17 protein-coding genes, 1 tRNA gene and 2 pseudogenes are annotated in these 22,294 nt (G+C 36.3%); 5 read left to right on the top strand and 15 right to left on the bottom strand.

Going from position 1 to position 22,294, the window contains the following annotated elements; translation table 11 throughout:
* Window positions 1-98 precede the first annotated feature (98 nt).
* From JCM9157_RS05030 to JCM9157_RS05015, 4 genes are all read right to left on the bottom strand, one after another.
* Window positions 99-1,259 carry a serine hydrolase domain-containing protein gene (locus JCM9157_RS05030; protein WP_035662792.1) on the bottom strand — a complete coding sequence of 387 codons (1,161 nt, stop codon included), beginning with the start codon at window positions 1,257-1,259 and terminating at the stop codon, window positions 99-101.
* 180 nt (window positions 1,260-1,439) lie between these two features.
* Window positions 1,440-2,147: an HAD family hydrolase gene (locus JCM9157_RS05025; RefSeq protein WP_035662790.1), complete on the bottom strand. Its 708-nt coding sequence runs from the start codon at window positions 2,145-2,147 to the stop codon at window positions 1,440-1,442.
* A 159-nt stretch (window positions 2,148-2,306) separates the two neighbouring features.
* Window positions 2,307-2,675: a nucleotide excision repair endonuclease gene (locus JCM9157_RS05020; RefSeq protein WP_035662789.1), complete on the bottom strand. Its 369-nt coding sequence runs from the start codon at window positions 2,673-2,675 to the stop codon at window positions 2,307-2,309.
* A gap of 394 nt (window positions 2,676-3,069) precedes the next feature.
* On the bottom strand, window positions 3,070-3,270 hold the full coding sequence (locus JCM9157_RS05015; protein ID WP_035662787.1) for a cold-shock protein: 201 nt from the start codon (window positions 3,268-3,270) through the stop codon (window positions 3,070-3,072).
* A 449-nt stretch (window positions 3,271-3,719) separates the two neighbouring features.
* On the opposite strand from JCM9157_RS05015, the gene JCM9157_RS05010 reads away from it, so the two are divergent.
* Together JCM9157_RS05010 and JCM9157_RS05005 are read left to right on the top strand one after the other, a co-directional pair.
* Window positions 3,720-5,288 (top strand): BCCT family transporter, encoded by a 1,569-nt coding sequence (locus JCM9157_RS05010; RefSeq protein ID WP_035662785.1) that lies wholly within the window; start codon window positions 3,720-3,722, stop codon window positions 5,286-5,288.
* 871 nt (window positions 5,289-6,159) lie between these two features.
* Window positions 6,160-6,873: a serine/threonine protein kinase gene (locus JCM9157_RS05005; RefSeq protein ID WP_158318612.1), complete on the top strand. Its 714-nt coding sequence runs from the start codon at window positions 6,160-6,162 to the stop codon at window positions 6,871-6,873.
* A gap of 161 nt (window positions 6,874-7,034) precedes the next feature.
* On the opposite strand, the gene JCM9157_RS05000 is transcribed toward JCM9157_RS05005, so the two are convergent.
* From JCM9157_RS05000 to JCM9157_RS04975, 6 genes are all read right to left on the bottom strand, one after another.
* Window positions 7,035-7,991 (bottom strand): calcium/sodium antiporter, encoded by a 957-nt coding sequence (locus tag JCM9157_RS05000; protein WP_035662782.1) that lies wholly within the window; start codon window positions 7,989-7,991, stop codon window positions 7,035-7,037.
* 247 nt (window positions 7,992-8,238) lie between these two features.
* Complete coding sequence (locus JCM9157_RS04995) at window positions 8,239-8,625, bottom strand: sporulation protein (RefSeq protein WP_035662780.1); 387 nt, start codon at window positions 8,623-8,625, stop codon at window positions 8,239-8,241.
* 484 nt (window positions 8,626-9,109) lie between these two features.
* Entirely contained in the window at window positions 9,110-10,348 is a 1,239-nt protein-coding gene (sstT, locus tag JCM9157_RS04990; protein ID WP_035662778.1) for a serine/threonine transporter SstT, read from the bottom strand.
* A gap of 342 nt (window positions 10,349-10,690) precedes the next feature.
* On the bottom strand, window positions 10,691-12,289 hold the full coding sequence (locus JCM9157_RS04985) for a xylulokinase (protein ID WP_035662777.1): 1,599 nt from the start codon (window positions 12,287-12,289) through the stop codon (window positions 10,691-10,693).
* A gap of 439 nt (window positions 12,290-12,728) precedes the next feature.
* A complete protein-coding gene (locus JCM9157_RS04980; RefSeq protein ID WP_035662776.1) occupies window positions 12,729-12,929 on the bottom strand; it encodes a helix-turn-helix transcriptional regulator in 201 nt (66 codons plus the stop codon).
* 1 nt (window position 12,930) lies between these two features.
* On the bottom strand, window positions 12,931-13,449 hold the full coding sequence (locus JCM9157_RS04975) for a DUF6773 family protein (protein ID WP_035662774.1): 519 nt from the start codon (window positions 13,447-13,449) through the stop codon (window positions 12,931-12,933).
* A gap of 192 nt (window positions 13,450-13,641) precedes the next feature.
* Between JCM9157_RS04975 and JCM9157_RS04970 the strand changes: the two genes are divergently transcribed.
* Window positions 13,642-13,713, top strand: a tRNA-Gln gene (locus JCM9157_RS04970).
* A 165-nt stretch (window positions 13,714-13,878) separates the two neighbouring features.
* Here JCM9157_RS04970 and JCM9157_RS04965 read toward each other — a convergent pair.
* The 3 genes from JCM9157_RS04965 to JCM9157_RS23840 form a co-directional block, all read right to left on the bottom strand.
* Entirely contained in the window at window positions 13,879-15,057 is a 1,179-nt protein-coding gene (locus JCM9157_RS04965; protein ID WP_035662773.1) for an aminotransferase-like domain-containing protein, read from the bottom strand.
* 109 nt (window positions 15,058-15,166) lie between these two features.
* On the bottom strand, window positions 15,167-16,552 hold the full coding sequence (locus JCM9157_RS04960; RefSeq protein WP_035662771.1) for a YjiH family protein: 1,386 nt from the start codon (window positions 16,550-16,552) through the stop codon (window positions 15,167-15,169).
* Between the two features lie 287 nt (window positions 16,553-16,839).
* A complete protein-coding gene (locus JCM9157_RS23840; protein ID WP_081734046.1) occupies window positions 16,840-16,956 on the bottom strand; it encodes a YjcZ family sporulation protein in 117 nt (38 codons plus the stop codon).
* Window positions 16,957-17,274: 318 nt separating this feature from the next.
* Here JCM9157_RS23840 and JCM9157_RS04955 point away from each other — a divergent pair.
* Window positions 17,275-18,805, top strand: a pseudogene (locus JCM9157_RS04955) (BCCT family transporter).
* A 313-nt stretch (window positions 18,806-19,118) separates the two neighbouring features.
* On the opposite strand, the gene fabG reads toward JCM9157_RS04955, so the two are convergent.
* Both fabG and JCM9157_RS04945 read right to left on the bottom strand, forming a co-directional pair.
* The gene (gene fabG, locus JCM9157_RS04950) at window positions 19,119-19,853 is read right to left on the bottom strand and encodes a 3-oxoacyl-ACP reductase FabG (protein WP_035662769.1); all 735 of its coding nucleotides are present in this window, start codon (window positions 19,851-19,853) and stop codon (window positions 19,119-19,121) included.
* Window positions 19,854-19,916: 63 nt separating this feature from the next.
* Window positions 19,917-21,178 (bottom strand): annotated as a pseudogene (locus tag JCM9157_RS04945) (MFS transporter).
* A gap of 457 nt (window positions 21,179-21,635) precedes the next feature.
* Here JCM9157_RS04945 and JCM9157_RS04940 point away from each other — a divergent pair.
* Complete coding sequence (locus tag JCM9157_RS04940; protein ID WP_035662768.1) at window positions 21,636-22,253, top strand: cell wall hydrolase; 618 nt, start codon at window positions 21,636-21,638, stop codon at window positions 22,251-22,253.
* Window positions 22,254-22,294: the final 41 nt, after the last annotated feature.

Raw genomic sequence — 22,294 nt, 5'->3', positions numbered from 1 at the left:
TCCAGGGGGTGTCTCTATCTCCGACCAAAAGAGGTATTATCTACAATATGAAGTCAATGTTGTCCCCAAAAACGCTAATTAGTTTCATTAAAAAAATATTAAAGTGCACCATAGATAACAGATCGCAATCTCGGTTGGTGATAGCCTTCTAGGTTAGGGAACATTTGCTGCATATAGACAGCTGACACTTTTTCTTTTGGGTCAATCGACACCCATGTACCTAACAAACCTGACCAACCAAATTCTCCAAGTGTACTATTCGCCCCGCCTAATGCCTGATCAACCATGACCCTCACACCTAAGCCATACCCGTATCCCGAGAGATAATCCCAATTATAGTTTTCACGGTTTTCTGGACGAAGATGATCCGTTGCCATTAATTTGATTGTCTTCCTTCCTATGATTCGCTCACCATCAAGTGTCCCGCCATTAGCCAGCATTTGAGCAAAGCGACTGTAATCATGGAGGGTAGACAGTAACCCACCACCGCCACTCTCAAATTTCGCATCGGCTTGAATATTACTATCCATTGTTGTGTTCTTTATAAAATTTCCTTGATCATCAGGATTATAGTAGGAGCAAAGACGATCCTTTTTTGATTCTGGAATGCGGAAAAAGGTATCCTCCATCTTCAAAGGATCAAAAATCTCTTTCTGTAAAAATTCCCCAAAGCTTTTACCGGTTAGCACCTCAATTAACGCTCCTAGCACATCATGACTTAATCCATAATGCCATCTCGTTCCTGGATCAAAAGCTAAAGGGATACTAGCTAAAGCCTGAGAGAATTCACGAGTTGTCCTTTTTTCCCCTCTTTGGTCTATTTCCTTTAGAACTCTTGCCACATGACGTTCGGTTTCGTTCCCTTCCCCAGGATACGTTAATCCTGAAGTCATTGTAAATAAATCTTTGACTGTTATTGACCTTAATGCTTTAGTCGTGTAAATTTCCCCTGACTCCGTTTCCCGATACACAAGTGGATTTTTGAATTCAGGCAAATATTCTTCTAATGGATCATTGAGTAAAAATAATCCTTTCTCATATAAAATAAGTGCTGCTGTACAGGTAACAACCTTTGTCATCGAATAAATACGGTAAATCGTATCGGACGTTATTTCCCTTTTCGTTTCAAGATCTGCATATCCGACATAATCCTCAAACAGCCTTTCTCCTTCACGATGAACTGCTAATGCACATCCAGCAGGACCTTTTTCGACAAAGCTTCTTAAAAGAGGCTGTAGCTTTCCTTGTAAATGATTCATTTTCCCTCACTCCTTGAATCTTCAATACACTAGTAAGATTCTCTATTTACTTGTGAAAATCCTTTCCTACTTTATAAAAGTTAGCCATCCATGCGTAAAATAGGTTCAGAAACATGAGAAGTTGTCAATGAAAACTAAATAGGAACCAGGATAACAATCGCTGGTTCCTACCATAATGACCTAAGCTTTTTTCACAAATAATTCCAATAACTCTTTGGCACTATGTACTTCTTTATCAGGTTTATAGGTAGCATTAGTAGGTAAATCTTTCTTACGATGATTCATCCAGATCGCTTGCCAGCCTGCTTGTTTTGCTCCGATTATATCTTTTTCAAAATTATCCCCGATATACACGGTTTTAGTTTGATCAAGGTCCATTTTCTGTTCAATAAAATCAAACACTTCTCTTTTCGGTTTTGCATGACCAATCGTACCAGAAATAAACGTCATTTCTGCCGGAATCCATCTACTAAGACTGAGCTGCTTTATTTTCATTGCTTGATGTTTTTCTTCCCCATTTGTCAGAATTCCAAGCTGTTTCCTTTCTTTGTATAGTACATTTAGTAGTTCTTCCACTTCTGGAAACAAGGTGATGTTTTTTTGTTCGATCACATACGTTTCATGAAAAATAGTCGCTTTTTCCGTATCGATAGGGATGTTGAAATCCCTACAGGCAGCCATAATGCGTCCGGTTTGCCATTCGAATTGGGATATTTCACCTGCTTCACTTTGATCAAATAAAATCTCGCTATACTTACGACTAGCTTTATATAATTGGTCGATTTCTTCGTCTGAAAATGGCTTTTGAAAAAGCTTCCTTACCGTTTTGTGAAAAGATTGCGCTTGATCATATAGTGTATCATCAACATCAAAAATTATCGTATCCATTCTCATAGCCCTCCTTATACTTTGATGATATCACTATTTATAAATTAGAGAAAACTGAGAGTTAACTCAATACTCACTCCTTCTAAGCAAACTAATTTATATTTGTACTCAGAAAAAAGCAATAGGTATAGCCTACTAGGCTATACCTATTGCTTTTCTTTATTCAGATTTCATCTTAAAAAACACTTTGTCAACATTGTACTTCGCCTTGAGTTCATTAATAATAAACGTCTCATAAATTTCTCTATGTACAGGACCTTCGACCACACAAACATCAATTTTAGTAACTTCATTTCTATGCATTTTGATTGGCGATACAGTATCCTCAAAATGTTTTTTAATTCTTTGTCTTAACTTCCTTGCTTTACCAACGAACAATAACTCTTTCTTGTCATTGTAAAACATGAAAATACCACCCTTATCTCTAGGGATCAGATGAAAATCAGTAAAACCATAGATATTACTTAGCTCTGGATTATCCTGTTTGGTAATCGTAACATTCGGTGTTGGAATCGTTATGTTTATCACGAAAGTTCACTTCCTTCTTAAATAATTGCCATAACCAATACATAAAGCGATATGTCTTAGTATCTTATTATTTCACTATGCCCATTCAACAACATAACAACCTTAACAAAAAAGTTAAAATCAGCCTTAAAACAGGTTGTCAGCTTTCTAAATGAATTATAATTAGGTATTCTAGGCTTTGTGTGTTATGCTTCATCTAACCATTTTACCACTTGTATCATGTTTGCCCCGAGGCTGACTAAAAGTAAAATGCCAACATCCGTTAACTCGAGATATAATTTTACCTTATGGTGTATATATCGGACTTGTTAACGGGGAGGCATTTCATAGTCAGCCTTTTTTTGTATGTTTTGTTTGCATAAAAAAAGGACTCTAATCTAGAGTCCTTTTTCCATTATGCCTTGTTTACATTAACAGCTTGAGGTCCACGTTGACCTTGCTCAGTTTCAAATGTAACTTTTTGGCCTTCATCTAAAGATTTAAATCCTTCGCCTTGGATAGCTGAGAAATGTACGAATACATCATCTCCACCTTCAACTTCGATGAAACCGAATCCTTTTTCTGCGTTAAACCATTTTACTGTACCTTCTTGCATGTTTGTTTCCTCCTGCGGTGGATTTCGTCCACCATTTATTACTATAGATGTTCAGTTATCAAAGGCGAAAAGTTTAACCACTTATTCATTCCTAAAGATCGAACAAAAATAATTCTTCTTAAGAGTAACAGATAAGTTTCCAAAAGGCAAATTGTGTTCCATTTAAAATGATACGAAAGCTCATAAATACCCTTAGAAGATAACATGGTTTGACTGAGGAATGTTTTATTACTATAATAGTACACTGTTGCTTTCGACTATGAGGCTTTTTAGAAGTTAATCAACAAACAAATAGAAAGGTAGGTGAAATTATCTTAGACGACTATTATAGGTGTATACAGTTTAGAAAAAAAGCAAGTGGGCCTTCCGTTCCGTAAACTTTCCCTCAAGATAAATCACCGGTTGATTAAAATAACGTTCTCGCTTCGTTATAATTATGGGAGGAAAGAATGGATACAATAAAGAATTTGAAAACGGATTGGACTACATTTGCTGTGAGTGGAGGTTTTTTACTCCTCTTTGTTATTTTTTCACTAATTGATATTAATATGGTTGAAGGTTGGGTAACAGATTCCTTCAATTGGTCAGTCACATTTTTTGGTGCTTATTGGCAATTATTATTACTAGGAAATTTTGTGATTGGAATCATATTAGCTTTTTCAAAATATGGAAATTTGAAGTTAGGAAAAATGGAGAAACCTGAGAATGGTTATTTTCGTTGGATTTCCATGATTCTATGTATTCTTCTAGCTAGTGGTGGTGTATTTTGGGCTGCATCAGAGCCGATCTATCATTTTGTAACAACTCCACCGTTGTTTGCAAATGATGGGATGACACCGCAAGAGGCTATCATACCGGCTTTAACTCAAAGCTTTGTTCACTGGGGCTTTCTAGCTTGGGCGTGTTTAGGTACTTTAACAACCATTGTCCTCATGTATGCCCATTATCATAAAGGCTATCCCCTTAAACCACGTGCCATTTTATATCCTATTTTCGGTGAAAGGATATTTAATAAGAGTATCATTGGTTCCACGGCCGATATCGTTTCCATTATTGCCGTTGCTGCAGGCACAATGGGACCAATTGGATTTTTAGGTTTGCAAATTGGATATGGTCTTCATTTTTTATTTGATATTCCAAATACGATAGCTACGAATATGATCATTGTTGGAGCGTTAATTCTCATTGCTGCTATATCTGTAGCAAGTGGGGTCGACAAAGGAATTCAATTCTTAAGTCGTTTAAATGTGGTATTTGTTGTATTATTAGCAGCAATCATTCTCATTATTGGCCCAACTATGTTTTTAATAGATTCTTTTATTGGCGCTCAAGCTTTTCAATTACAGCATTTTTTCGAAATGAATTTATATCGTGCAGACCATGCTTGGCTTGGGTATTGGACTGTATTTTTCTGGGGCTGGTTCCTAGGTTATGCACCAATGGTGGCTATTTTTATTAGTAAGATATCGCGAGGTCGCACAATCAGAGAGCTTATTATAGCCGTCTCTATTATTGCTCCGTTAGTTAGTAATTTCTGGTTTACAGTTGTTGGTGGCACTGGATTATCTCATGAGCTAAATAATCCTGGCTCCATTTCAGGTCCATTAGGTGATGGTGGGATGCCCGCGACCGTAATGGCCGTCATGGACCAATTACCAATGGGATTATGGTTGGCTATTGGGTTCTTACTTGTTAGTATTGTGTTTGTATCAACAACAGTTGACTCCATTTCATATACAGTAGCAGTCACTTTACAAGGTACAGATCATCCACAAAAATGGATGAGAGTCTTTTGGGTCGTTTTATTCGGACTATTATCCGTAGTACTACTATCAATTGGTGAAGGAAGTATACAGGCATTACAAAACTTTATTGTTGTCACAGCAGTACCTGTATCTATATTACTACTTCCACCACTATGGAGTGCACCCAAAATTGTAAAGCAGATGGCTATAGAACAAAATTTAGTACCTTCTATTGAATCTACCAAAGAAGCGAAGGTAAAAGTAGCAAAGTAATAAATTTTTTGACGAACATGTACTAGAATAACATTATAAATTTAAGAAAAATAAACTGTACCCTGCAAACTAACTAGAACAAGGTACAAGGAAGATTTAGAGGGTAAAAATACTTATAGACATCCATCATAAATTTTCTCCTTTGAAGATTAGTAAAAGCCATCAAATAAAATGATGGCTTTTACTTATCCCTTGTAATATCACCTAAATTTTTTCTTTTATCTCCTCGTCCTTCAACAACTCTTTAATCCGCCGATCAATTCTTTCTATCTCAATTACTGCATTCTTCCACCAATTCCGACTCCAAATTCGATCAATCTTCCAGCCTCTTGATTCAAGGAATCGTTGGCGCTAGACTGCATTAAGGAATCCCACTTTTAATTCAATTGATTAAACGGCCGTGAACTGATAAAATAAATATATAAATTAATACTCCAAAGGGGAGTAGCTTTTACGATTAAGTCGTCATTACGGGAGTTCTTCCTCGGCTTAATTTGGCAACATACGTTGTTAGCGAGACCTTTGCCAATATTGGTAAAGGCCTTTCTGAACGCAAACACTTTACCAATATATGGTAGAGTGTTTTTTTATATATTAAAGGAAATGGGGATACAATCATGTTAAAAAAAATCTTAAAAAGTTTGCTTAACAACAAGTCAAAGTACAAGCATTACTCAAGTAGTGACTATAAAAGAAAACATTACAGTCACCGTCCTTCTAATTATGGACACAAGTATTATAAGAAAAAACATAGATCAAGTGGCTTTTTCAGATCATATAGTAGTAGCTAATCGCCATGCTTAGATGTTTTGAACACCTTTTTGAAAGGCCCCTTAAGATTGGTACTTTTCTAAGGGGCCGTTTTCAAATTTTGCGTTATATCGGTAAAGGTAGTTATGGGCAAGTGTATCTTGCTTTTGACCAAGATAAAAAACAAACAGTTGTAGTTAAACAACATCGAGAAAGAAAGGATAAAAAGAGCAAAGAAATGCTTAAAAAGGAAGCCATTACTCTTTCAAAGCTTAACCACCCTTCTATTCCTAAATATATTGATTTATTTCAAGAAAATCAAAAATGGTTTTTAGTAATGGATTATATTGACGGCAGTAATTTTGAGGATTTAATTTTAAATGGCAGTCAAACATACGGAGAAAAGGAAAGTCTACAAATCTTAGTAAAAGTCTTAATTGTGGTTAAGTATTTACACGAAAACCAGCTGATTCATCGTGACTTACGACTGCCAAACATTATTAACAAGGAAGGTCAATTGTTTGTAATTGATTTTGGACTTGCTGTTTTTGGTGAAATCGATGATTTATCGCAAACAGCTAACATAAATCCCGAAAAGACATTGTTCAGGGAGCAATCATTTAAGAGTGATTTCTACGCATTAGGACACTTCCTTCTTTTCTTACTGTATTCTCGCTTTCAACCCACTTCTCAAAAAGAGCAAAGTTGGGAAGAGGAACTAACAATTACGACCGAAACGAAGAATATCATTAGAAAATTGTTGAGGATAAAAGGACAATATCATTCCATTGATGAAGTTCTTCATGACGTTGAAGCTTTAATCGAAAAGCTTTGAAACTTATTGCCATGACTTACTAAAAAGCTTAAGAAATTCAATATTCCTTAAGCTTTTTCCTATTTTATTGGTCATTAAATTTTTAACGAACACCCAAATTTGAAACGAAATGCAATCCTAGTGTTTCTATCATCTCACTTCTAATCCCTCTAGAAAACATATTAGTTTCTGATAATGATGTACACCATGTATAGAATATACGAGGCGGCAAGAATGATTCCCTCAAACTTACCAATTTTGAAATTGGTTCTCGAGAATACAAGTAATACTACTGTTAGTAAAAGCATGAAAAAGATATCCACAAATATTTTACTATCAACCGCTAGAGGAGAAATGACAGAAGCTCCTCCAAGTACAAAGAAAATATTGAAAATGTTACTTCCAACTATATTTCCTAGTGCAATTTCACTTTCTCTTTTAATAGCAGCTGTAACCGATGTAATTAATTCGGGTAAAGACGTACCAATTGCTACGATTGTTAAACCAACTAAGGTTTCACTCATTCCAAGTGAAATAGCGATCTTAGTTGCACCATCTACTACAAGATCTCCACCAAAGATTATCGCCGCAAGGCCTCCGACCGTAAATGCTAAATTCTTCCCCCATGAGGAAGCTTCTGGTTTGGAAGTGTCACTCGTATTTTTTTTCCTGTCTCGTCTAGCCACTTCGAATATATAGTATAAAAAGACTGCAAAGAATAGTAATAGAATAAACCCGTCACTTCTTGTAATAAAGTTCCCGCTTATGGATTGGAGAAATACATCACTTATTACAATTAGTAAGGCAACACCTGCTAATAACGTGAATGGTATTTCCTTTCTTATCGTTTCATTCTCGACTCTTAGTGGATACAAGAAAGCAGTCAAACCAACAACAAAGGTAATATTAAAAATATTACTTCCAATCACATTCCCAATTGCCACACCAGCATTCCCTTCAAACGCAGCTACCATACTAACAGTTGCTTCAGGTGAACTTGTTCCAAACGCTACGATAGTTAAACCAATGAGTAAAGGCGAAATTCGCAAAGCAGTCGCAATGCTTGAAGCACCTTTCACAAAGTAGTCAGCCCCTTTAATTAATAGAACAAAGCCGATAAGTAATAATAAATAAGTCATGGTAAGCTCCTCTTTTCAAAAATCTATATCTGCTAAAATACTAATAATTACTATGTCATCATGATCTCATTCAACCCTAGAATCTGTGGTCCGAAAGGAGATTTTTTTATTCTGTTTCCCAACTGTAAACACTGTCCAATTTTTTCATCAATTGTTCTTTTGTCTCATTCAGTTCACCCTTTAGTCTTTCGCTCTTTTTTGAATCTATTCGCTAATAGTTTCACCAAAAGTTCTTAAACTCCATGCCTTATATAATTTTTATATAATCCAAGTCGGTGCTGACAACTCCTGCATCGAAAGTAAGCTTCGTTCTAAAACAATAAGAGTTTTTAGAGGTTGAAACAGGAATATCCGGAGCTAGTATAAAGGTAAATGATAATTTCTCTATCATATCTTGATTAATTTGTTTTTCCACAGTCATACTCGTAGAATGAAGAATGGTTTCCGAATTATCTGTGTGCTCAATGCGAATTAAGTCACAATCAATTTGCTTAATTTGTTGTTCAATGATCCCACCTTTTATCAAAAAATAACCAACAATTTCTTCCTCGCGATTAAATGTTTCCTTAGGCAATATTAAATCAACTTGCGCTGAACCTATCCCTAAAAGTGATGTGTATTTTCTTAATATCAATTGTAATCCTCCTTGTTCGAATCATCACAGTCTTTTTAGCATTAATGCTAAGTAACGCCGCAGTTTAATTTATTAGAAAACTAAAAAAAACCTTCACCGAAAACGGCAAAGGTTTTAAAATATAAGGACCTTTACCATAACAGTAAAGGTCTTGCTAACAATGTTAGTTGCCAACATAGCCGAGAGTATGAAACTCTGTAATGACGACTGTGTTGTAAAAGCTACTCCCCTTTAGGAATATTATTTAATTATTTTGATCATAAGGTCTGGCACTTTTTTTGTCAATCTTTACTTTTTACTACATTAGAATTGCTAGACGAATAATAGTTAATTTCGGAAACACTTTACCGACAAATTATCCAAAAGCCCTACTTTCTGTTATAAAGCAGGGCTCTTGGATTGAAATTGAAAAATAGAAAAGTGAAATGGAACAAAAGAAGGAAGCAAGAGAACCGTCCCCACGCTTCCGTCCAAACGCTTCCTCTTAGCCCACCTTATTAAGAGTGACTTCTTTCCCCTCTTGCTTCCACTCTTTAAATTCGGCAGTTGCTGTGAAAAGAACATCTGTTGATGAGTTAAGGGCCGTTTCGAAAGAATCTTGCAAGACTCCAATGATAAAACCTACCCCAACTACTTGCATGGCTATATCAGCTGGAATTCCAAACAAGTTACAAGCTAGAGGAATCAATAACAAAGAACCTCCTGCAACACCCGAAGCACCGCATGCACTCACAGCCGCTAAGACACTAAGAATAATGGCTGTTGGCAAGTCGACTTGAATTCCTAGTGTATGAACTGCTGCTAGAGTTAACACTGAAATGGTTACAGCAGCTCCAGCCATATTAATTGTTGCCCCTAAAGGAATCGATACTGAGTAACGATCCTTATTTAACCCTAACTCTTCACACAATCTCATATTTACAGGAATATTGGCAGCTGAACTACGAGTGAAGAAAGCCGTCATCCCACTTTCTCTTACACACTTGAAAACAAGTGGATACGGATTTTGTCTCAATGCACTAAACACAATAATTGGATTAACGACTAAAGCAACAAAAACCATACAACCAATTAGTACAGCTAGAAGTTTCCCGTAGCTTAGTAGCGATTCTAGACCATTTGTACTGATAGATTCGAAGACTAATCCCATAATACCCAACGGAGCAAAACGAATCACCCATCCAACAATTTTCGAAATAGCTTCAGATACATTTGAAACCACTGTTTTTGTTGTATCAGCCGCATTTCTTAAAGCTAAGCCTAACAGGATAGCCCAAGCTAAGATGCCAATGTAATTAGCATTCATAACTGCATGAACAGGGTTAGCAACAATGTTTAAAAGCAATGTTTGTAGAACCTCAACAACTCCTCCTGGAGCCGATAATCCCTCAGCACCCTCAACAAGTGTCAAGCTTACTGGAAAAAGAAAACTTACGATAACTGCTAATAAACTAGCTAAAAAAGTTCCTAGTAGATAAAAAGAAATAATAGATTTCATATTAGTCTGATGACCTTTTTTATGCTGAGTGATCGCAGACATCACCAAGAATAGAACTAATACAGGTGCAATTGCTTTCAACGCACCAACAAACAATGAACCAAAAATAACAATAGGACTTGCTATTTCAGGAATTGTTAAAGCAAGGATTATTCCTATGAGCAAACCGATCATGATTTGCTTTACCAGACTTAACTGGTTCCATTTTCCAATAACATTTTTCATTTATAATTCTCCTCTATTTGACATTTGAATATCTACCTAAGAAAGTCTTAGACTATAATAATCCACTCCAGGAAGACAAATGTCTCTTTGATAAAAGTATTATAATGCCACTAACTATATATTGCAATATTTTTTTAAAATCATAATTGTTTGAATAATCTAATAATGAATTAAAATTACTATAATCCTAGATTACCCTGAGCCTTATATTGTTTTTTTGGAATAATTTTAATGACACGATACTAAAAAACAAGAATTGGAAAACGACTGCACTATTACATTGTACGAGCACATAAAAACGCACTAGAGAAAGACCTCCCAGTGCGTTAGCATATTAGTATTTTATTTAAGGTACTCTACCGCAGCTCTTTCAATGGCAAGGCCGCTTTTATAACGTTTCATAAATTGCTCGAATCCTTCTACATCCTTAGGATCTGGTGAAATCGTAATTCCTGTTTGACCTGAAAATACCTTCTCATTCAAATATTCCTCTAACGTCTCGTTTTCCGCTTTGTTAATCATATACGAAGCAAGCTGAGCAATCCCCCATGCTCCTCCTTCTCCAGCCGTTTCCATTACAGATACAGGAACATTGAGTGCTGCAGCCATAATACTTTGTCCAACGTCTTTTGTCTTGAACAATCCACCATGACCTAACATCTCATCTAGTTTTACTTCCTCTTGTTTAAGAAGAATATCCATTCCAATCTTAAGGGCACCCAGTGCTGAAAATAAATGGACTCTCATGAAATTAGCCAGGTTGAAATGGCTATCTGAAGAACGAACAAACAACGGCCGCCCTTCTTCAAAATGAGTAATGTGTTCACCCGAAAGGTAGCCATAAGCGAGTAAGCCACCAGCATCCGGATCTCCTTCAAGTGCTTTATTATATAAAGTTCCATATAATTGATTAGGGTCGATTTCCAAGCCTAGTACTTTTGTAAATTCATCAAACAATCCAACCCATGCATTTAAATCAGAAGAACAGTTGTTGGAATGTGCCATAGCTACTAGGTTACCAGTAGGTGTTGTAACAAGGTCGATCTCTGAATAAACTTTGGATAATTCTTTTTCAAGCACCACCATTGCAAAAACAGAAGTTCCAGCCGAAACATTACCTGTTCGCACCGCCACACTATTAGTCGCAACCATACCCGTTCCAGCATCACCTTCAGGCGGACAAAGAGGAATTCCGGCTTTAAGCTCTCCGCTAACATCCAATAGTCTTGCTCCCTCTTCTGTCAAAACTCCAGCACTCTCACCTGCCACTAAAACCTCAGGTAAAATCTCTTCAAGTTTCCACGGTAAGTTATTAGGTGCAGTCAATTCATTGAATTGATCGATCATTTTCTGATTGTATTTCTTCGTCTCCAGATCAATTGGAAATACACCAGATGCTTCTCCAACTCCTAGAACTTTTTGACCTGTTAATTTCCAATGTACATACCCAGCTAAAGTAGTTTGGAAACGAATGTCTGAAATATGTTCTTCTTGGTTCAAAATTGCTTGATAAAGATGAGCAATACTCCATCTTTGAGGAATTTGATAGTTAAATAGCTCCGTCAACGAATTCGAAGCTTGTTCAGTCATATTGTTTCGCCATGTCCGAAAAGGAACTAGAAGCTCTCCGTCTTTATCAAAAGCCATATAACCATGCATCATTGCACTAAAACCAATAGCTCCTACTGTTTGTAAAGTCACATCATATTGTTGCTTTACATCTGCAATCATCTGTTGATAGCTGTTTTGTATGCCTTTCCAAATGTCGTCTACACTATAAGTCCAAATGTTGTTTTCATACTTATTTTCCCAATCGTGACTACCAGACGCAATCGGTAGATGATCTTCTCCAATTAACACTGCTTTAATCCGTGTTGAACCAAGTTCGATACCAAGTACTGTTTTGCCACTTTGAATGGATTTTTTCACATCAAGAGTCATGTTATTTTTCCTCCAATATATAAATAATAGGATCTATGTAACTGATAAAAAAAAAATTGTACGCTACTACGTTTCTACTACTTAATGAAGATATAATGTATTCTTCAAGGATTTACTAAATCGCTTTCATAGCTTATTATATCATATATATAAAACTATCTCATTAATAAATAAGTTAATTGATTAATATATTTAATCACAACTTATTTCTAACTCCTTATCTTCATACATATAATAGGCACTGCTCGTCCTGGTTCTTTCCTGAAGAGTTAATCTACCTTATAGGCCTTGATCAAACCGCAAATACTCGTAACTCATCAGCTTCTCTTCTATATAATCGTAACTCATTTTTATAAAAAAAGGATACTACTTTTCTCTAAATACATTAAGTAGTATCTCTTTTTTAAGATTATCCTTTGACAATCACATTTGTTTATATTCACTTTTCTTCATCCCAAAACAACTCATCCAGCGTTTTATCTAAAGCTTTGCAGATGGCAATACATAAATTTAAAGTTGGGTTATATTTGCCTAATTCAATTAGACCAATGGTTTGCCTAGTGACTCCTACTTTTTTTGCTAAGTCTTCTTGAGATAAATCATATGCCATTCGAGCCATTTTCAAACGTTTATTTTTCATACTACCACTTGCCTTCATGATCATCTAATTGATTTTGATTTATTTGCTCACTTTTCTTTTTCGCAACTAAGTACGAAAGTCCGGTCACCCCTGCAAAAATGGGAACGTAAATGAATAGTGAGACACCAAAAACAAGAAAAAAGAAGTTTACGGCCTCTTGTGTATTATCTGCATAATTAATCGCACTGTTCGTTGCAAAAGAGATTGCAAGCACTAAACCTAAACCAATACCAACAATAAGATTTTTGGTACCTAGCTTCACTTTACTCCTACTATCATGTAACTCTACCTCATCGGAATAAATACCAAGATAAACAGATCTTGTCGTGTAATAAATAGATGAAAATAAAATAATCAGCCATTCCGTTAGTACGACTTGAAAAGACATCCCGATAGTAATAAATTTAATCACAATCGAGAGTGAAGCTAGTAACATTATACCGAAATAAATTTCTTTATAAATTTTGTTTTGAATATTTTGCACCCGTTCATCAACATGTTTCTTTTTCCAAAATCTCATTTTTTACACCTCCGTAAATTGTTGTATAAACAGATCATACAATATATAGTACTCATAATGCAATATATATGTTACACAAAGAAAAATATACATTGCAAAAATAGGCGCAGTTGCAAGGGATAGTTCTCATCCTTACTTCTTTCGTTTCGTTTGTATAATTAAATCTAATTCCATCCATACTAAAAATAGCGTTGGGCTATAGCCAAGCGGTAAGGCAACGGACTTTGACTCCGTCATGCGTAGGTTCAAATCCTGCTAGCCCAGTTAAACAAAAGGCTCCTCTCTAGGTTCTTAATGAACTTTAGGAGGAGCCTGTTTATTAGAGTATTTTAATATTATTACAAGGTTTTTTCTTCTATAAATGTTAATAAATAACCTACAAATTTTAAAGAAGCACGAGAACCGTCCCCACGCTTCTTCCCTCGCTTCCTATTTCAGCACACTACCAAGTCTTTTAACCCCTTCAACAATCCTCTTTTCATCGGCATAACTAAATGACAGACGTAGATATTTCGTTCCATCTTGTTGATCTAAGAAAAAGTATTTTCCCGGAACGAAGGATACCCCTTCTTCCAACGCCGGAGCTAATAATTCTGACGTATCACCTGTAACTTTAACCCATACAAAATATCCTCCATTCGGAACATACCAGGAAGCGGATTTTGGTAAATATTGTTCGAGAGCAGAAAGTAAGACGGAACAATTAGCTTGGTACGTGGCTCTTAATGTTTCTACCCTCTCTTGCATATCAATACTCTCTAAATATACAGCCATTGTGGCTTGAGCAAATGGATGATCCAAATCCTTTTTAAACCACGCCAAGGCCGTAATAAATTCAGATGTTGCCGCAATCCAGCCAATTCTCATTCCGGGGGCTACTACTTTAGATAAAGATCCAACATGAAGAACACGGCCGTCTGTATCCATTGCTTTTAATGGAGTGGAATGCTTATCAAAGTGTAATTCTCCATATGCATCATCCTCTAAAATAAGGAAATTGTATTTAGCTGAGAGCTCCAACACATGCTTCCTTCGTTCTTCTGTCATCGTCGTACCTGTTGGATTTTGAAACGTCGGTATCGTATATAAAAAACGTGGAAGGCTGAGACCTTTCTCTTTTCTTTCTACAAGTACTTCTTCTAAAAGATCGGTTTGTAATCCATACTCATCAACTGGAATACTAATAAAGTGGTTCGTGTAATTCTTAAAAATTTCTAACGCTTCCATATAGGTAGGTGCTTCGATTACTACAAGTGTTTCATCATCAATGAGAACACGAGCAATAAGATCAATCGCCTGACAGGCACCAGCGGTAATTAACAACTCATCTGTTGAGACATTCATACCTCGTATGCTTAACCTATCTAATATTTGCTCTTTTAATTTTTCCATTTTCGGACTACCTAAATAATGCAGTGGCTGATCCTTCTCTTCTTCAAGCAAACGGGCTACCGCTGCTTTTATCTCTTTATCAGGCATTAAATGTGGTGCTGGGTAGCCGGAACTTAGACGTATGCATTCGTCTGGAAGAGCTGGCATCCACTCACCTGGTGGGTCATTCTGAAGTGCTTCTTTAGTTGATTTAGAAAAAAATGATTCAACATTCACGTTATCATTCACCTTTCAAATTTCATTCTTGTATATAAACAAATAGAAAGCATTGGTAGACACCAATGCTTTTTTCATAATAATCGCCATTACTTACTTTATCTTATTTTTAGAAGAATAAAAAGTGTGCCATTGCAGCAGCTACTGGCAACGTAATGATCGTTCTTTGTAAAAAGATAATAAACAATTGAACAAATGAAATAGGAATTTTCGACTTTAACAACAAAATCCCAATTTCAGACATGTAAACCAACTGTGTTAAAGACATAACTCCAATCACGAAACGTGTAAGTTCTGACTCAATTCCACTCCCAATAACCGCAGGTAAAAACATGTCAGCAAACCCAACAATCATGGCCGGAGCGGCAGCTTGTGCCTCAGGAATTTGTAGTAACTGTAGGAACGGGACAAAAGGATAAGATAAGTAAGTAAAAATTGGTGTGAATTCGGCTATGATTAGAGCAATCGTTCCTAGCGCCATCACTAATGGAATTAAGGCAAACCAAATATCAATGACATTTTGAATTCCACTTTTTATTACATTACGGTAACTCTTCACTTGACTCGCTCTTTCTACAGCTTGTTCAACTCCCCAACGGAAACTTGATACTCCTTCTGGAACCACTTCATCAATTTGTTTACCTACAGGCTCATAATATGCATCCTTTTTTAATGAAAGCGGCGGAATTCTCGGGCAAATAATTGCGGCAATAATCCCTGTTACAATTACCGTAAAATAAAATTGTATAAACATATGATCAATGTTTAGAAACTTTGCAATCACAAGACTAAACGCAATGGACGCAATGGAAAAATTCGTTGCCACAACAGCAGCTTCTCGTTTTGTATAATAACCAGATTCATATTGCTGCGTCGTTAATAATACACCAACTGTTCCACTTCCCATCCAAGATGCCAATGCATCAACAGACGAACGTCCAGGAAGTTTAAATAAAGGATACATAATTTTACGTACCAATGTGCCGATAAAATCCATTAACCCAAACTGAAGCAATAGTGGCATAAATAAACAAGCAAATAAGAACCAAACCATTAATACTGGAATTAAATCATAGAGCACAACCCCACCCGTATAAGCTGACCAGATGAATTCAGGACCTACCTCGTTAAGAATTAAAATAGCAAAAACCGCACCAATGATTCTAAGCACCAACCAAAATGGCGTAATGTTAAATAAACTATTTAAAAATGGACTCTGTTTGACAGCTTCAGGTTTAGTTAGTGTAACTACTATACTACCAATGGCAGATAAACATAGAATAACTGTCATAATGAAAGGAATATAATCCGCAATCGCCCCTTGCAGCGCATCTGCTAACACCCCGAGACCAATCGTTACCTTGTCATTTATTGATATTGGCACTAGAAATAGCAAAACTCCTATTAATGACGGTAACCAAAACTTCATATATTGTTTTGCTGTGTATTCTTTATCTTTTTTAATATCTAATGTTTGTAGTTTTTCAACTTCCATGATGTCTCTCTCCCAATTCTTCTATTTCACAATAATATTTAATGCTTTTTTTGAACAAGAAACAATATATCATTTTTATGTATAATTATGCAATCAATTATTTTTAACAAAATATGTTACCAGGTTCAAAGAATTGTAAATTCATTTCCCTCGGCAAAAAAAGATGCAAGGATGTTTGATGTATAGAACCAATTGAAGGCACAACAAGCAGATAAAATCCGCTAATTGTGCCTTCTTTTACGCTAACGTTCGGCTGAACGAACCAACCCATTGCGCTCTTTTCTTATTTAGTAAGCGCCGTATCCTGCTCCACCCCAACTTGCACCAATAATAACAAGTAGGATAAATAGCACAACTAATAATGCAAATCCTCCACCATATCCTGCTCCTGCAACTCCAGTCATTGTAACAACTCCTTTATTTATTGTTGAAGTCTTAACTTCACTCCACAAGACATCGTATGTGTAGAGAATTAATTTGTTCGGGTATTTTTATAAATTCAGCAAAAGATTAGAGTATTCAGGCTTGTACTTGTATCGAAGAGTGCTTCTACTAGCTGCAGTCTCTCGTTTCTTCTAACTGTTAGAGAAAGCACTATAACCGTCCCTTTGCATCCCCCGTCAAGTTAACGAAAACGCCCACTTACAACCAGTCTATTTGATTAATTTCATAAGTTAAGAGATAATAACCTAGTTCTTAAATTCATGAATTGAGGTGAGAGTGTGAAGAATGAAAGTGCCGTTTTTTGGTATTCACTTTCTATCTGTGCCGTATTTGTCTTTTGGGGTGCCATTGCTCCTGGTCACTTACAGGCCGTATCTTCAAATGTAACATCGTATATTTCTGAAGCATTTGGTTGGTACTACTTATTGATTATTATGTTGTTTTTGTCTTTCTGTATCTACCTTATTTTTTCCCGCTTTGGAAAAATTAAATTAGGTAAAGAAAGTGACCATCCCGAATTTAGTTTGCCTTCGTGGTTTGCTATGTTGTTTAGTGCGGGAATGGGGATGGGATTGGTTTTTTGGACGACTGCTGAGCCAATTTCTCATGCATTTATTAACCCTCCAACAGCTGAGGCAGGTTCCAATGAAGCGATTAGGCAGTCACTGCAGTACTCATTTTTTCATTGGGGAATTCACGCTTGGGCCGTTTACGGACTTGTAGCGCTAGCTTTAGCTTATTTTAAATTTCGCAAAGGTCTACCTGGCTTAATTAGCGCTACGCTAATTCCAATTTTTGGTAAAAAGCATATGCAAGGACTGGCCGGTAAATTAATTGACACACTTGCTGTTTTTGCCACTGTAGTAGGTGTTGCCTCCACTCTTGGATTTGGATCTGCACAGATTAACGGGGGATTATCTTTTCTTTTTGATACACCGAACACATTTGGCATGCAGTTACTTATTTTAGCAATTGCTACGGCTCTATTTATCTTCTCAGCTTGGTCTGGTATTGGAAAGGGCATTAAATATCTTAGTAACATCAATATGGGACTTGGAATAGCCCTTATGATTTTACTCTTCATTGTTGGTCCTACATTATACATTTTGAACATGTATGTAGCGACACTTGGGAGTTATATTACGAACTTTTTTGATATGAGTTTTCGGATTTCGCCACTAAATGAAACAGGCCGGACCTGGATTGATAATTGGACGATTTTCTACTGGGCTTGGTGGATCTCTTGGGCTCCATTTGTAGGGATCTTTATTGCTAGAATTTCTAGGGGGCGTACGATTAAAGAATTTATGTTAGGAGTCCTTTTTGTCCCAGCATTCGTCTGCTTTATCTTTTTTACTGTATTTGGTGTTTCTGCACTAAATCTAGAACAAAACGGTTTGGCTGTTATTTCTAATTACTCTTTGGAAACAACTACGTTTGGGGTCCTGCAGAATTATCCATTAGGTGGATTATTATCACTTTTAACCATCGTGGTTATTGCGATCTTTTTCATTACGTCGGCAGATCGGCAACATTTGTCTTGGTATGTTAAGTACAAGAGGGTCGATTAATCCTGCTAATTCTATTAAAGTCGTTTGGGGTCTTGCTATGTCAGCTATGGCTGCCATCATTGTTTATTTTGGTGGTACACAAGGACTACAAAATATGTTGATTATTGCTGCCCTACCATTTTCGATTGTCATGTTATTAATGGGAGCCTCATTTTATAAAGCTGCCAAACATGAAATTAGTAGTGGAAAACCGAATAAATCAAGTTGGAAGAAAGAACAAGTTGATAAGATAGGTTAAACATAAAAAAACCATCCTTTATTTTGCTAAGGGTGGTTTTTTATGTCGGTAGGCTGCAAAGGGATCGTTCTTTTGCTTCCTTATTCGCTTTAATCGGCAAGGTAACCAACTTCGACTCCATCATGCACAGGTTCGAATCCTGCTAGCCAGTTCAATATACAAAAAACTCCTCCCTATATTCCTAATGAACTAGGGAGGAGCCCTTTTCATTGAAGTATTTTGATCCTTATACTATTGAAAACAAAACAAGTTACTAAATTACCTATTAAAATTCGCTGTTAAAGAAGCACGAGAACCGTCCCCATTCTTCCTCTTATTTCATCATTCCCCCATCAACATTTAATACGTGTCCGTTAATAAAATCGGATTCATCTGATGCTAGAAATAGATAGGCGTTAGCAATATCAGATGGTTTTCCAAGTCTTGGGCTTGAAGTAATCATCTTAATTTGCATGAGTAACATATCAGGTATCGTATTCACCATGTCGGTTTCAATATATCCAGGAGCAACTGCATTTACATTAATCCCTTTTTTCCCTAACTCTTTTGCCCATGTTTTGGTTAAGCCGATCACACCCGCTTTAGCAGCTGAATAGTTCGATTGTCCAATATTTCCCCCAACCCCAGCTACCGAAGATGTGTTAATGATTTTCCCCTTCCCTTTTTCAAGCATGAAAGGCAAAGCAGCTTGTGTACTATGAAAAACCCCTGTTAAGTTAACGTCTATTACCTTCTGAAAGTCTTCTACACTCATTTTTTTTAGTGTAGCATCTTTTGTAATTCCTGCATTATTGACTAAAATATCAATCCCACCAAATTCAGCTACAACACTTTGAACCATAGCATCGACACTTTCTCTGTTTGAGACATCGGCTTGGAAAAATGTTACCTGATCTAATTGAAGTTCTTGCTCACGTAACCTCCCAGCTTCTTCATTAAAGTCTACTAGTGCTACATTTGCTCCTTCTTTAGTAAATAATTTAACCGCTTCTAAACCAATTCCATTTGCCCCACCAGTAATGATGGCTGTTTTACCTTCTAATCTCATTTGCCTCATCCTTTTGTAATTATTATTTAATTTATTTTCTTGTCAAAAAAAGGTAACTTTAGGCTAGCCTTTTCTCTGATTAATTTCAGCTAAGATCGTTGGATACAATTTATCTAATTTATACAACCATAAAAGAATAACTTGTAAGATTGTTAGAATGAGAGGCAGGTGAAGGTTTAGTACGATGATCATATTATTTGCTGCAGCTGTTTGTTCAGCCAACGCCCCGACATAACCACCATAAGCCAACAACCAACCAATAAGAGCTCCCCCAATACCTGCTCCAACTTTCATTCCAAAACTAGCAGCACTATTCACTAACCCTGCAGTTCTAAATCCAGATTTCCACTCTCCATATTCTGTCGTATCATTAATCATCGCATATAAAAAAGTAACAATAGGTAATAAGGCCAAGCTTGAATGACATTCCCTATTAAAAAGACAGTGAGGTTAGTTGGGTCTATTAGTTTAACAACAGAACCTAATATCGCTGCGAGCGACACCACTAAAGCTATGTTTCGTTTCCCGTACTTCTGTACTAACTTCCCAACAAAGAAGAAGCCGATAATGGTCGGTAAAAATAAAGTCAGAGCAATTAAAGAAAAGTAACCTGTATTTCCTAAAATATATGTAGCATAGAAAATACCTGCCCCCGACAAAAGGGCATTAAGTGTGTAAGCGATTACACAATAGATTGTAATGATGATCCAATATTTATTAGTCAGAAGTCCTTTGAATTCTGTTGTAAAGGCAATCTTTTTCTTCGCTTGAGCAATCGTTTCAATATCTACCCTTTCTTTCGTTTTCAAGAAAGCAGTTAAACATGTAACGATTATAATTAATGCAATTGCTATAGAAACAACTGTCCATCCTAATTGTCCACCAATACTACTTGCTATTGGTTGCGCTAAAGTCATGACCAAAATCGTACTTAACATCGTAAAGACACCTGTGTATATGTTTACTAATGTGCGACCTTTTTGATCTTGTGTCATTAACCCAAGGAGAGTTTTATACGGTATAGATATAGCCGTGTACGTCAAGATAAGGAGAAAATACGTAACATAGGCATAGACAATTTTACCAGTCATTGAAAGATCAGGAACAGAAAATAACAAAACTCCGGATATAGCGAAAGGAATAGCCAACCATAGAATCCACGGACGAGCTTTTCCGTACTTTGTTTTCGTCCGATCAACAATAGCTCCCATCCCAATATCCGTCACACCGTCTAAAAGGCGGGCAACAAGCATTAGCGTCCCAACAATTGCAGCAGGAATCCCCGCAATATCCGTGTAATAAAAGGTTAAGAAAGTCCCTACCATCGTCCATATTAAAATAATACCGAAAAAGCCCATTCCATAAAACAACATCTCGTTATGACCAGGTCTTACCTGCTGTTGAGCTCCCCCAAAGTAACCATCTTGTTTTTTAATTTCTAATGACATTCAAGTTCCTCCTTTAGTTTGTATGCGCTTACATAAATACGTAACCTCCTTCTATTTTTTCAATTAAAGGATTCCTCACTTTAAATAGTTAGAATCTTTAAAAAGTATAACCTTCTGCCATTATAAACCATGAATGAGTAATCATTCAATTGTTTTTAAAAGGTGTTTTCTTATTAGCAACTATCCTCCCTTATGTAGTTAGCAAAGTCTTTTTCCATAATCTCTCAATTTAATCTTGTAATCTCTTTGTAATCTAACCGTAATCATATTCTCTATTAACTTCTCATAGAGTTAAAAAAAGCTATCAAAACGATTTTACTAGGAGGACTACATAATGAAAAAACTAATCTTCATTCTAACATTACTAGTAGCACTATTTCTTGGAGCACCTGTTTTTGCTCATACTGTTCAAGAAGGAGACACAATGACAAAGATCGCAAAAGCGAATGGCTTAACATTAGCAGAATTGGCAAGAGCTAACCCACAAATTACAAATCTTGATCTGATAATTGTCGGTCAGAAAATTCATATACATAAAAATGATCAATCCCCTGCACCAAAATCTGTTGTAAAAAGTTCTAGTGATCTAAATCTCACTGATCATGAAATTGACCTATTGGCTAGAATTGTACGAGCCGAGGCGCAAACAGAACCTTTCGAAGGAAAAGTCGCTGTAGCAGATGTTGTCTTGAATAGAATAGAAAGCCCTCAATTTCCTGATACGGTAAAAGAAGTCATTTATGAACCGAGACAATTTGAACCTGTTGCGAATGGACAAGTCAATAAACCTGCTGACGAAGAGTCTATTAAAGCAGTAGAAGCTGCATTGTCAGACATGAGAAATATCACGGAAGATGCTTTGTTTTTTTATAATCCGGACATAGCTACTAATCGTTGGTTGGATACAAGAGAAACCGTGATGGTAATTGGACAACATGAGTTTAAGAATTAATCATTATATTTTTTTTCAACAATTGACGGCATTTACAAAAA

It is taken from the genome of Halalkalibacter akibai JCM 9157 (assembly GCF_000513135.1).
In the GTDB taxonomy this organism is placed as follows: domain Bacteria; phylum Bacillota; class Bacilli; order Bacillales; family Bacillaceae_D; genus Halalkalibacter; species Halalkalibacter akibai.
Note: the sequence above shows the minus strand (reverse complement) of the source record. Positions and strands in the feature narration are given on the sequence as shown.

Excerpts from the sequence above, each read along its gene's own strand:
- JCM9157_RS04985 (WP_035662777.1), bottom strand. The coding sequence starts at position 12,289 with ATGACTCTTGATGTGAAAAAATCCATTCAAAGTGGCAAAACAGTACTT.
- JCM9157_RS23840 (WP_081734046.1), bottom strand. The coding sequence starts at position 16,956 with ATGACTGGAGTTGCAGGAGCAGGATATGGTGGAGGATTTGCATTATTA.
- fabG (WP_035662769.1), bottom strand. The coding sequence starts at position 19,853 with ATGAGATTAGAAGGTAAAACAGCCATCATTACTGGTGGGGCAAATGGA.
- JCM9157_RS05000 (WP_035662782.1), bottom strand. The coding sequence starts at position 7,991 with ATGACTTATTTATTATTACTTATCGGCTTTGTTCTATTAATTAAAGGG.
- JCM9157_RS05015 (WP_035662787.1), bottom strand. The coding sequence starts at position 3,270 with ATGCAAGAAGGTACAGTAAAATGGTTTAACGCAGAAAAAGGATTCGGT.
- sstT (WP_035662778.1), bottom strand. The coding sequence starts at position 10,348 with ATGAAAAATGTTATTGGAAAATGGAACCAGTTAAGTCTGGTAAAGCAA.
- JCM9157_RS05010 (WP_035662785.1), top strand. The coding sequence starts at position 3,720 with ATGGATACAATAAAGAATTTGAAAACGGATTGGACTACATTTGCTGTG.
- JCM9157_RS04940 (WP_035662768.1), top strand. The coding sequence starts at position 21,636 with ATGAAAAAACTAATCTTCATTCTAACATTACTAGTAGCACTATTTCTT.
- JCM9157_RS05025 (WP_035662790.1), bottom strand. The coding sequence starts at position 2,147 with ATGGATACGATAATTTTTGATGTTGATGATACACTATATGATCAAGCG.
- JCM9157_RS05030 (WP_035662792.1), bottom strand. The coding sequence starts at position 1,259 with ATGAATCATTTACAAGGAAAGCTACAGCCTCTTTTAAGAAGCTTTGTC.
- JCM9157_RS04980 (WP_035662776.1), bottom strand. The coding sequence starts at position 12,929 with ATGAAAAATAAACGTTTGAAAATGGCTCGAATGGCATATGATTTATCT.
- JCM9157_RS04960 (WP_035662771.1), bottom strand. The coding sequence starts at position 16,552 with ATGGAAGTTGAAAAACTACAAACATTAGATATTAAAAAAGATAAAGAA.
- JCM9157_RS04975 (WP_035662774.1), bottom strand. The coding sequence starts at position 13,449 with ATGAGATTTTGGAAAAAGAAACATGTTGATGAACGGGTGCAAAATATT.